We start from the raw sequence: 11657 nt of genomic DNA, 5'->3' as shown, positions 1-11657 counted from the left end.
GTCAGGCCGCTTCCGGCAGCTTCGTCTGCAGGGACCGCGGATCGCGCGGCAGCGTGACGCGGACGACGGTGCCGACGCCGAGCTTGGAGCGCAGCCGCATCGAGCCGCCGTGCAAATTGGTGAGCGAGCGCGCGATCGCAAGTCCGAGACCGGAGCCCTGGTAGCTCTTGGTGAGCTGGCTCTCGACCTGCTCGAACGGCTTGCCGAGCCGGCGCAGCGATTCCGGCGCGATGCCGATGCCGCTGTCGGCGATCAGGAGCACGATCGAGTCATCCAGCATCTGGCCGCGCACCAGCACGCGGCCGTGGTCGGGCGTGAATTTCACTGCATTGGAGAGCAGGTTGACGATGATCTGCTTGACCGCGCGGCGGTCGGCGACGACCGAGATCGTGCTTTCGATATCCGACTCCAGCGACAGTCCCTTGTGCTCGGCCCGGCCGGAGACCACGCGCAGCGACTCCGCGAGGATGCCGGAGAGATCGAGCGGCTCCATGTCGAACTTCATGCGGCCGGCCTCGATCTTCGACATGTCGAGGATGTCGTTGATGACCTCGAGCAGGTATTTCCCCGACGTCAGGATGTCGTGGCAGTACTCCGCGTATTTGTCCGAGCCGAGCGTGCCGAACAGGCCGCTGCCCATGATCTCGGAGAAGCCGATGATGGCGTTGAGCGGGGTGCGCAGCTCATGGCTCATATTGGCGAGGAATTTCGACTTCGCGGCGTTGGCGTCCTCGGCGCGAGTCTTTTCCTGCGAATATTTTTCGGCGAGGTCGGCAAGCTCGACGGCCTGCCGCTCCAGCTCGGATTGCGAGCGCTGCAGGTCGATCACCGTGGCGCGCAGGCGCAGGTCGTTGTCGACCAGCTTCTGCTCGTGCGCCTTGATGCGGGTGATGTCGGTGCCGACCGAGACGTAGCCGCCGTCCTTGGTGCGGCGCTCGCTGATGTGCAGCCAGCTGCCGTCGTCGAGCTGGGCCTCGAAGGTGCGGGCGCCGGGCGCCGGCACGCCGCTCTCGTGCAGGCGGGTGCGCACTTCCGGCATGCTGCCGACCTCGATCACGGTCTCGTAGGAGGTGCCGGGGCTGACGGCGGAATCGGGTAGCTTGTGCAGCCGCTGGAAGTGCGAGTTGCAGAGCACGAGACGATCGTCGGCGTCCCATAGCACGAAGGCTTCCGGAATGGTCTCGATCGCGTCGCGCAGCCTGAGATCGGCTTCCACCGACTTCTCGGCGAGGCTCTTCTGCTCGGTGATGTCGACCGCGATGCCGATCAGGTGCAGGCCGCCGTCGGCGGCGGCGTGGCTGAGCTCGCAGCGCACGCGCAGCCAGATCCAGTGGCCGCCGACATGGCGCATGCGGAAGCTCTGGTCGATGTGATCGATCTTTCCCGAGATCAGCTGGTCGGCGATGTCGAACAGGTTGATATCGTCCGAATTCACCAGCGCGTTGACCTCGCCGAAGGTGAGGAGGTCGTTGCGGGTGTCGAGGCCGAGCAGCGTGAACATCGACTGCGACCAGAAGATCCTACCGCGCGACAGGTCCCAGTCCCACAATCCGCAGCGGCCGCGGTTGAGCGCGGTGTCGATGCGGCCGCGCACGGCGTCGTTGATCAGGTCGCCCTCGCGGGCGCGGGTCGATTGCCAGTGGAACGCGAAGCCGAGGATCAGCACCACGAAGCTCGTGGTCGCCGACAGCGTCACCGAGAGCGCCGCGTCCGATCCCCAGATTGGCTCGTTCATCTCCTGGATGACGACGACCTGGCCGGGCAGCGACTTGACGAGCTGCGAGATCGCCAGCGCGCCGGTGCCGCCGGGCAGTGTCATGTCGCTGACCGTGCCCTGCTGGCCGGGCGCGACGAGCAGCTGCGCGGTGGAGACGATGTCGAGGATGCGGTCGTTCTCGCCGGCGCCGTCGACCGGCACGCGCGCCAGCACGCGGTGATCGGCGCTGGTGATGATGACGTGGCGGCCATAGGCGATGCCCCAGGACGGGATCAGGTCCGGCAGCAGTTCCTGCATCCGCTCGATGCTGGCGAGCCGGTCGCGCCGCACCGAGGTCAGGCGATCGAGACGTTCGGCGAGGATGTCGGACAGTGCAGCAAGGTCGCGCTTCATCGCGCCGCGCTTCTGCCGGTTCTGGTCGATCACCTGGACGAAGGCGCCGAGGCAGATCGTGATGAGGAAGGCGATGATGAGCGTAGGGACAGCGCGGCGCAGTGCAGGCTCGGCCGTCAGGAGCCTGTGATAGGCCGGTTTCGCGATCGACTGCGCCAATCCCTTGATCGAATCGGATTGGACGCACGCGTTCGCTGCATGCGCGCGCGCCATGCCTGAGACCCCCGCTCTAAGCTGATTTTTTACCCGGTTCGGATGCTCCCCACGATGCATCCGAATCATGATCATTTGAATCCAGATTTCCGGGACTGTCGAGAGTCAACGATTCGTTAATGCGAAAAAATTCTTGTCCCGGGAAGAATCATGCGGCGCAAAGCGAGTCCGAAACGGGAACGGCTCCGTAGAATTACGCGCGCGTCGGCTCTGCGTGACTGATCACACGCTTCACGGTGGGGAACGCACGACGCAGTTTGCGTTCGATCTCGTCGACGCTTTCGTGCACCTTGATCACACTCATCGAAGGCTGCGCGCGGCAATGGAAGTTGACGACCTCGCCGGCGTCGGTGTTGCGGACCCGCACATTGTGGATGTCATGGATCGCGCCGCCATCGGCAAAGCCGGTCAGCGCCGCCTTGATGGCTTCGACGCGGTCCGGCGCGGCGTCGGTTCCCCACGGCAGTTCCGGCTCGAGCGGCTCGATATGGGTGTCGACCTCGACGTCCTCGCCGAAATCCTCGCGGATCGCGCGCTCGAGCCCGTGGGCGATGTCGTGCGCCGCGTCGAGCGCCATGTCGCTGTCGACCTCGAGGTCGATGCCGACGATCAGCTTGCCGCCGATGTCGTGCACCGTGACGTGGTGGATGGCGAGGCCGGAATTGCGCGCGATCACCATGATGCGCTCGCGCACGCTCTCATTGTCGCGCGCCACCGGCACCGCGGTGAAGGTGAGGTCGGCGTCGCCGAACGTCTTGGTCAGCGCCGCCTGCGCCCGGCGCTTGATGTCCTCGACGCGGTCGATCGGGTAGGTGCGCGGCACCTTGGCGATGGCATCGATGAAATGCGTCGCGCCGACCATGCGGACGCGCAACCGGTCGACATCGACCACCCCCGGCACGGCCTTGATGGCGGCGGTGGCCTTCTCCAGCGCGCCTTCGGGCGCGCGGTCGAGCAGGGTCTCGACCGTCTCCCGCGCCATGCGCAGGCCGAGCAGGGCGATCATCACCGCGACCGCGATCGCCGCTGCGGCATCGCCCCACCAGAAGCCGAAGCCGGCGAGCACCAGGCCGACGATGACGGCGGTCGAGCCCATCACGTCGGAGGCGAAATGCAGCGCATCGGCGGCCAGCGCCTGGCTCTTGGTGTCGCGCGCGGCGCGGTGCAGCGCGCGGGCCCGCCACAGATTGACGCCGATATCGATGACCAGAACGACAAAGGGAATGGCCGAGATCGACGGCGGCGGCGCGCCCTCGCGCAGATGGCTGTAGGCCTGGACCAGGATGCCGCCGGCCAGCACATAGAGCAGGGCGATGATGCCGAGCGCCGAGACGCTCTCGAACTTGCCGTGTCCGTAATGATGCTCGGCGTCGGCCGGCTGGTCCGACACCCGCACCACCGCCCAGGTGATGATGGTGGCGACCAGGTCGATCGACGAGTGCAGCGCCTCCGAGATCAGCGCCAGCGATCCGATCGCGATGCCGACCACGAACTTCGCCACCGCCATGCTGCCGCTGGCGAGGATCGAGATCGCGGCGACCGATGTCTTGGCGGAGGGTGCGCTGGTGCTGGAAGAGCTCATGGGCGGCGGTTTAGCAGGGAGTTGGTGAACATCAAGTGTCGTTGATGAAACGCAATCGCCACTCAGTTGCAATTGCAGGATTTTGCCAAAATCACGCGGTCGTCCCGGCGGAAGCCAGAATCCACAACCACAGGCTTGTGTGGTTGAAGTGAGCTGTGGCAACCGCATCGCGTCATGACTCGCATTCGGGGTAATGGGTCCTGGCTTTCCGCCAGGACGACGCTGGATGTGTTGCGCGACGTGTCAACCGAACATCTGCGTTCTCGCGGCGCGTTTCGCCCGAGCTTTGCAAAATCGTTTCGCCACGACACAAGAGGGCGCAGGGAATGCCGGGTGCGCGCTGCACCGCCCGTCGTGTCGAATGGGTAGCTCATGCCGCCATCTCGACGCGTAACGTAGGATGGGTAGAGCGCACGAAACCCATCATCTCGGCGTGCGGATGCAATCGATGGGTTTCGCTTCGCTCTACCCATCCTACGAGCTAATGATCCAAAGCGGCCCTTGCCATTTAAGGACCGATTGGTCTATATATCGGCAATGAGCCGCCAAACCACCATGCAGGCGCCCCGTGGCCGCCCGCGAAGTTTCGACGTGGACGCCGCCATCGAACGCGCGATGAATGTGTTCTGGTCGCGCGGCTATCACGCCACGGCACTCCCGGACCTGCTGCGTGCGACAAAACTCTCGCGCGGCAGCCTTTACGCTGCGTTCGGCGACAAGCACTCGCTGTTCCTGCGCGCACTCGATCGCTACATTGCCGATGCCCTGACCCGGATGGATGACGAACTCGATCCCCGCAGAGATCCGGTCGATGGCCTGCGGGCCTACCTTGCCGGTTACGTTGAGCGCACGTGCGGTGCCAATGGCCGGCGCGGCTGCCTGTTGGTGGCGACGGCGATGGAGCTGGCCGGCCAGGATGCCGAGGTTGGTCGTCGCTTCGCGAGCTTCTTCAAAACCATGGAGACCAGGGTGGCGGACGCATTTTCCCGTGCGGAGACCGCGGGCAGATTGGCCGATGGCGTCGAGCCTTCGAGTGCCGCCCGAATCCTGATCTGTTTCCTTTGGGGGCTGCGCGTGGTCGCAAAGACGGCTCCGGCACGTACCACGTCGCAGGCCACCGCTGACGCGCTGCTCGATCGCTTCATCAAATAAGCAACTGTTGGAATGACCCTTGATGTCCTCTGGACGTCTGCGCGATCGGTACGCCCATATATGGACCGATCGGTCTTGAAAGGAAGGATGCGATGTCTGCCATCCAGATCATTTGCGCGGTGGCCGTTCCCCTGCTCTGGGGTTATCAGTTCGTGGTCATCAAGGTTGGCGTCACCGAGTTTCCGCCGCTGTTCTTCCTCGGACTGCGTTTCCTGGCCATCGCGCTGCTGCTTGTTCCGTTCGTCAGAAGGCCGACACGCCAACAACTCGGCCCTGTCTCAGCTATTTCGGTTTTCCTCGGCGGACTGAACTTCGGGCTGTTCTATGTCGGCCTTGGGCTCGGCTCGGGGAGCATGTCGGCGGTCGCCTATCAACTCGCCCCGCCGTTCACCGTGCTGCTCGCCTGGCCGCTGCTCGCGGAGCGGCCGTCGCTCGTCACATCCGCCGGCGTGGTGCTGGCGTTCGTCGGCGTGGTGGTGCTGGCGGCGGGGCCGGGGCTGTCGGCAAACGTGCTGCCGCTGCTGCTCGTGGTTGCCGCGGCGTTCGCATTCGCGGTGTCCACCGTCCTGACGAAACGCTACGGCCCTTTCGATCCCCTGATGCTGATGGGGTGGTCGTCGCTGCTCACCGTGCCGCAGGTCATGTTGATGTCGTTGCTGCTGGAATATGGACAGCTGGCGAGTCTTGGCACGGCGGATCAACGTGGCTGGCTGGCGCTCGCCTACACCGTCTTCATCGGCGGCATTGTCGGGTTCGGCCTGTGGTTCTGGCTGATCGCCCGCTGCTCCATGGCCCGCGTCGCGCCGTTCGGACTGCTGCTTCCGGTGTTCGCGCTGATCTCGAGCGTGCTGTTCCTTGGCGACAGCGTGACGCCGAAGCTGATTGTCGGCGGACTGCTCGCGATCTCCGGAGTCGCCATCACACAAGTCAGACCGGGTGCGTAGGGCGGATCAACGCGGTAGCTGTAGGATGGGTAGAGCGCAGCGAAACCCATCACTCGCTGCCCGGATACATCGATGGGTTTCGCTTCGCTCTACCCATCCTACGCAGCAGTGCGTACCGACTACAGCGTCACCACGATCTTGCCGAGCTGATTGTTGGCTTCCGTGTGCTCGAACGCCTTGCCGATATCGGCGAATTTGTAGACCTGGTCGATCGGCCGCTGCGGCTTGCGCGCCCCCGATCGCGGGCGAGATGTCCTTGCGCACCTCGTCGAAGATCGCGCGGATTTCCGCGATCGATCGGGTGCGGAAGGTGACGATACACTCCTCACGCGCTGTCGAAGACAGCTCCATTCAGTCATTTTGCTGACGCAATCTCTGTTTTAGTCGAGCGAGAAACTGAAAACACGGTGTGAGGGCCGCCCAGGTTCTCACGATGGTTCCACCGCCGGAACTGGCACGAATCCGCAAGGAATTGGCACGCGTAAACGCCTCCGCGTTCGCTTGACCATGTTTTGCGGCATCGGGAACCGGACGATCGAAGAAAATCAATCAAGGAGTTATGATGCTGTTCGGCTCGAGCGCCGCAATTTGCGGCGCCCTGGTTGCGCTCGCCTTTTCTGGCACCGCTGCTCGAAGTGAAATCGCTGCGGTTCATTCAAGCGCCGTCGTCAATGCCGCGTGTGGGGATGCAATCGTTGGCGCGGCATCCATGTACAATCCATTCAAGCCCGGCAAGGAGGAGGGCGGTCCGAGCACAGCCTCCGGCGAGCGCTATGATCACTCGGTCTGGGCGGCTGCCATCAAGACGAGTCTGCGCCGGAAGTTTGGTGGGGTCCAATTTGGCGCGAGGCCGAAATATGCCCTCGTCGAGGCCGTCGGCAAGAAGGTCATCGTGAAGATAAATGACGTGGGGCCACTCAGGCCTGGCCGCATCATTGACCTCAATGAGCGGACGATGCGCTATTTCGATCCAAGCCTAGAGCTCGGAGTCATCAGTGGCGTCAAGGTCAGCCCGCTTGCGGGGGACTATTGGATTCCCGGGCCCGTTGGCTGATCCGCCCTTTGCTCGCAGTGACGATGACAATCGCCGGAGGCTGCTGCTACAGCGTCACCACGATCTTACCGAGGTGCTTGTTGGCTTCCATGTGCTCGAATGCCTTGCCGATGTCGGCGAATTTGTAGACCTGATCGATCGGCAGCTGCAGCTTGCGTGCTTCGACCGCGGGCCAGATGTCCTTGCGCACCTCGTCGAAGATCGCGCGGATCTCCTCGATCGAGCGGGTGCGGAACGTGACGCCGATATACTGGATGCGGCGCGCCGCGTGCAGGTCGAAGTTGAAATCGCCATGGGTGCCGCCGAGCCGGCCGACATTGACGATGCGGCCCTTGACCTTGGTCGCCTTGAGGTTCTGGTTCGCGACCGGTCCGGAGACCTGGTCGACGATCAGGTCGACGCCTTCGCCTGATGTCGCCTGCAGCACCTGATCGACCCAGCCGGGATCCTTCGAGTCCACCGCGAGATCGGCGCCGAACTCCTTCAGCCGGCCGCGGCGCATCGCGTCGGTCGATGAGCCCACCACGAGCTTGGCGCCCTTCAGCTTGGCGATCTGCATCGCCATCAGGCCGACGCCGGAGCTTGCGCCCTGGATCAGCACGCTCTGGCCCGGCAGCAGTGCGCCATTGGTGACGACGGCGTTGTGCATGGTGGCGAGCGCGACGGGCAGGGTTGCGGCCTCGTCGAAATTCATGTTCGAGGGCGCGCGGAACAGCCGGCCGTGATCGGCCAGCGTGTATTCGGCGAACGCCGCGCCGCCGGAGCCCATGATCTTGTCGCCGACCTTGACGCCCTTGGCATCGGGGCCGAGCTCGGCGACCTCGCCGGCCCATTCCATGCCGAGCACGGTGCCGACGCCGCCGGCCGCGCCGTGGACATGGCCCTTGGTCATGCCGAGATCGGCGCGGTTCAGCCCGCAGGCATGGACCTTGACCAGCACCTGGGTGCCCTTCGGCACGGGCTTCGCAACGTCGGTGATTTCAGGTCCGTTAGGGCCGTAGACATAGGCTTTCATGGGCTTCTTCTCGTTTGTGTCTAACGCGAGATGACTTGAATTCCGTCATCCTGAGGTGGCCGCTTTTTCGGCGGCCCTCGAAGGATGGGCGGCCCGGCTGATGGCCGTCGACCCTTCGAGACGCGCTTCGCGCTCCTCAGGGTGACGGATGACACTCGTGCTCCGCTCCGGCCTATTCCGCGGCCTGACGCTTGGCGCCGGACATCATCGCTTCCAGCCGCTCGCGAATGATCTCTTCCGCTTCGTGGACGATGCGCGACACCAGCTCGGCGCAGGACGGAATGTCGTGGATCAGGCCCTGCACCTGGCCGGCCGACCAGATGCCTTCGTCGGCATCGCCTGACGCGTAGACCATCTTGCCGCGCGCGCCGGCGACCAGCTCGCGCACATCCTCGAACTTGGCGCCTTCCTTCTCCATCTGCACGACCTTGGTCGAGATCGCGTTCTTGGCGACGCGCGAGGTGTTGCGCATGGTGCGGAAGATCAGCTCGGTCTCGCGCTCGTCATTGGCGACGATGCGTTCCTTTACCAGCTGATGGATCGGGCTCTCCCTGGTGCACATGAAGCGCGTGCCCATGTTGATGCCTTCGGCGCCGAGCGCGAGCGCTGCGACCAGGCCGCGGGCATCGCCGAAGCCGCCGGAGGCGATCATCGGGATCTTCACCTTGTCGGCGGCGGCGGGGATCAGGATCAGGCCGGGGGTGTCGTCCTCGCCGGGATGGCCGGCGCATTCAAAGCCGTCGATCGAGATCGCGTCGGCGCCCATCCGCTCGGCGGACAGCGCGTGGCGCACGCTGGTGCATTTGTGCAGCACCTTGATGCCGTGCTTCTTGAACTCGTCGACATGTTCCTGCGGCTTGTTGCCGGCGGTCTCGACGATCTTGATGCCGCTCTCGATGATGGCCTGGCGATACTCGGCGTAGGGCGGCGGCTTGATCGCGGGCAGGATGGTCAGGTTGACGCCGAACGGCTTGTCGGTCAGCTCGCGGCAGCGCGCGATTTCCTTGCGCAGATCGTCCGGCGTCGGCTGTGTCAGCGCGGTGATCATGCCGAGCGCGCCGGCATTGGCGACGGCGGCAACCAGCTCGGCGCGCCCGACCCATTGCATGCCGCCCTGCACGATCGGGTGGTCGACGCCGAACATTTCGGTGAAACGTGTCTTGATCATTCTGCCCTCGTTTCCATCAGGATTTTCCGTGTCGCGGACGGCGGCGCACGGTGTTGTTATGGATGTCGAGGGGAAGGATGCAGTCCTGTCCGGCAATTGTCTACCGGCGACCTGCGGCGCGCCCATGCGGAAATGACAGGCCGCGGCGGTCGGGCGAGGGCGGGACGGAAATCTTTCGTCATCTGTTCAGGCGCTGGTGATCGAACACGCAACGCCTGGCTGAGAGCAAGGCAAAGCAGGCGCTTGTTACGCCGGCACGGCGTCTTTCTTCGACGCGGCGGTCTCCTCGTCGAACGCGGCGGCGACGTCGCGCATGCTGACGACGCCGATCAGGCTGTAGTTGTCGATGACGGGCACGTGGCGAATGTGGTGCTTGGTCATGAGGTGACGGATGTGCTCGAGCGTGTCGGTCGATGTGCACGAGACCAGCTGCTGCACCGACACGAACTGCGACACCTTCATACTCGCACCGGCCGCGCCGTGCTCGGCGATCGCGCGCACCACGTCGCGCTCGGTGAACATGCCGACGGCGGTGTTACCCTCGGTGCGAACGACATCCTTGACCACGAGCGCGCTGATATTGCTGGCGCGCATCAGCTGCGCGGCGATCGCCACCGTCTCGTTCATGCGCACCGTGGCGACGCGGGGGGTTTTCTTGCGCAGGATATCTCCGACTTGCATGGCAACCTCCTTGGTTATCGTTGACTGGAGTCTGGTATACAAAATGCCAATTGTCAACGTGGCTGTCACAGAAATCTACCATCAGCAAAATGCTTAAATAGGCAGGTTTGCTGACGTTTCCGACGATTGTGAGCGGCCGTGAGCGGCGCGGACGATCTGCCGCACTAAGCGTGGTGGCATCTGGCATCCCTGAGCTGGCAAAAAGAAAAGAGGCGCACCGGATGCGCCTCTGTCCGTTCAGCAGGAAAATTGAGAGCTCAGGCCTTTCCTGATCAGGCCCTCTTGATTCAAGCCGTCTTGGCGCTCGTCGCGGTCTCTTCCGCGGCGGCAGCCTCGTTGCCGTTGATGAAGGCGCGGCGCATCGGCTTGATCACGAACAGCGCCATCAGCGCCGCGGTGGCGTTGAGGGCGACCGCGATCACGAACACCGCCTGCCAACCATAGCTGGCGGCAACGATGCTGGCGGCAGGCACCAAGAGCGCTGCGGTGCCCTTCGCGGTGTAGAGCATGCCGTTGTTGGTGGTCGCGAACTTCGAGCCGAAGGTGTCGCCGCAGGTCGCCGGGAACAGCGAGTAGATCTCCCCGAACACGCCGAAATAGACCGCGGTCGCCAGCACGAACACCACCGGGTTGTGACCCCAGGTGGATAGCGTGAGCAGCATCAGCGCGCCGGTGCCGAACGCAATGAACATGGTGTGCTCGCGGCCGATATTGTCGGACACCCAACCGAAGAACGGCCGTCCGAAACCGTCGAAGATGCGGTCGAGCGAGATCGCAAAGGTCAGCGCGGCCATCTGGAAGCCGGCGAGCGTGACCGGCGTGTTCGCGATCTTGTAGTCGTGCGCGATCGGCGCGATCTGCGCCGCCGCCATCAGGCCGCCGGCGGCGACCATCACGAACACCAGATACATCACCCAGAAGATCGGGCTGCGCAGCACCTGCGGCGGCGTGAAGTCGACCTTGGTCTGCGGCAGATTGAGCTGCTTCTTCTTCGGCGGGATCGAGACCGCGGGCGGCTGGATGAAGAAGGCGAGCAGGAAGACGATCAATCCCTGTCCGATGCCGAAATCGAAGAACGCAGTCTGATAGCCGCTCGCGGCGATCATCTTTGCAATCGGCACCACCGTGAGCGCGGCGCCGGCGCCGAAGCCGGCCGCGGTTGCGCCGGCGGCGAGGCCGCGGCGATCGGGAAACCACTTCAGCGCGTTGCCGACGCAGGTGCCGTACACCGCGCCGGCGCCGATGCCGCCGAACACGGCGGCGGTGTAGAGCAGGGCGAGCGAGTCGGCATAGGAGTTCAACACCCAGGCGAGCGCGATCATGATGCCGCCGAACATGATGACGAGCCGCGGGCCGTATTTGTCGACGAACCAGGCCTCGACCGGCACCAGCCAGGTCTCGGTCACCACGAAGATCGTGAAGGCGAACTGGATCGCCGCGCGGCCCCAGTGATGCGCGCCGTCGATCGGATCGACGAACAGCGTCCAGCCATATTGCAGGTTCGCGATCATCGCCATGCAGACGATGCCCATGACGAGCTGAAGCCAGCGGAAGCCGCTGGACGAAGGTTGAGCTTGTGTGACGGCAGTATTGCTGGAAACCATCAAGTCCTCCCGAGCGCGCTGGTCTTGTGACCGAGTGTCGCAATTATTGTGGCGTATCGTCGCAAGCGCCGGAAGTTGGTATACTATATTCCAGAAAGCAAGCCCTTCATTCCGCTGCAACGCAGCAAATCTGA

10 protein-coding genes are annotated in these 11657 nt (G+C 64.1%); 3 read left to right on the top strand and 7 right to left on the bottom strand.

Features of this window, described 5'->3' with window-relative positions:
- Position 1 precedes the first annotated feature (1 nt).
- Together J2R80_RS35970 and J2R80_RS35965 are read right to left on the bottom strand one after the other, a co-directional pair.
- Positions 2-2323 (bottom strand): PAS domain-containing sensor histidine kinase, encoded by a 2322-nt coding sequence (locus J2R80_RS35970; protein ID WP_141340896.1) that lies wholly within the window; start codon positions 2321-2323, stop codon positions 2-4.
- Between the two features lie 193 nt (positions 2324-2516).
- Positions 2517-3905 (bottom strand): cation-efflux pump, encoded by a 1389-nt coding sequence (locus tag J2R80_RS35965; RefSeq protein WP_141340895.1) that lies wholly within the window; start codon positions 3903-3905, stop codon positions 2517-2519.
- A 555-nt stretch (positions 3906-4460) separates the two neighbouring features.
- Here J2R80_RS35965 and J2R80_RS35960 point away from each other — a divergent pair.
- Together J2R80_RS35960 and J2R80_RS35955 are read left to right on the top strand one after the other, a co-directional pair.
- Positions 4461-5057 carry a TetR/AcrR family transcriptional regulator gene (locus tag J2R80_RS35960; RefSeq protein ID WP_076833590.1) on the top strand — a complete coding sequence of 199 codons (597 nt, stop codon included), beginning with the start codon at positions 4461-4463 and terminating at the stop codon, positions 5055-5057.
- 92 nt (positions 5058-5149) lie between these two features.
- Entirely contained in the window at positions 5150-6001 is an 852-nt protein-coding gene (locus tag J2R80_RS35955; RefSeq protein WP_141340894.1) for a DMT family transporter, read from the top strand.
- Between the two features lie 119 nt (positions 6002-6120).
- On the opposite strand, the gene J2R80_RS35950 is transcribed toward J2R80_RS35955, so the two are convergent.
- Positions 6121-6330, bottom strand: coding sequence for a hypothetical protein (locus J2R80_RS35950; RefSeq protein ID WP_253640259.1), 210 nt, complete (start codon positions 6328-6330; stop codon positions 6121-6123).
- Between the two features lie 230 nt (positions 6331-6560).
- On the opposite strand from J2R80_RS35950, the gene J2R80_RS35945 reads away from it, so the two are divergent.
- Positions 6561-7055, top strand: a complete 495-nt coding sequence (locus J2R80_RS35945; protein WP_199805353.1) for a septal ring lytic transglycosylase RlpA family protein — start codon at positions 6561-6563, stop codon at positions 7053-7055.
- Between the two features lie 46 nt (positions 7056-7101).
- Here J2R80_RS35945 and J2R80_RS35940 read toward each other — a convergent pair whose 3' ends face one another.
- The 4 genes from J2R80_RS35940 to oxlT form a co-directional block, all read right to left on the bottom strand.
- Positions 7102-8070 (bottom strand): zinc-binding dehydrogenase, encoded by a 969-nt coding sequence (locus tag J2R80_RS35940; RefSeq protein ID WP_141340892.1) that lies wholly within the window; start codon positions 8068-8070, stop codon positions 7102-7104.
- Between the two features lie 172 nt (positions 8071-8242).
- Positions 8243-9238: a nitronate monooxygenase family protein gene (locus J2R80_RS35935; RefSeq protein ID WP_141340891.1), complete on the bottom strand. Its 996-nt coding sequence runs from the start codon at positions 9236-9238 to the stop codon at positions 8243-8245.
- Positions 9239-9484: 246 nt separating this feature from the next.
- Positions 9485-9919, bottom strand: a complete 435-nt coding sequence (locus J2R80_RS35930) for a CBS domain-containing protein (protein ID WP_141340890.1) — start codon at positions 9917-9919, stop codon at positions 9485-9487.
- 287 nt (positions 9920-10206) lie between these two features.
- The gene (gene oxlT, locus J2R80_RS35925) at positions 10207-11523 is read right to left on the bottom strand and encodes an oxalate/formate MFS antiporter (RefSeq protein ID WP_028331533.1); all 1317 of its coding nucleotides are present in this window, start codon (positions 11521-11523) and stop codon (positions 10207-10209) included.
- Positions 11524-11657 lie beyond the last annotated feature (134 nt).

Source organism: Bradyrhizobium sp. USDA 4541 (genome assembly GCF_024171085.1).
GTDB lineage: Bacteria > Pseudomonadota > Alphaproteobacteria > Rhizobiales > Xanthobacteraceae > Bradyrhizobium > Bradyrhizobium australafricanum.
This window is presented reverse-complemented; position numbering and strand designations above follow the sequence as displayed.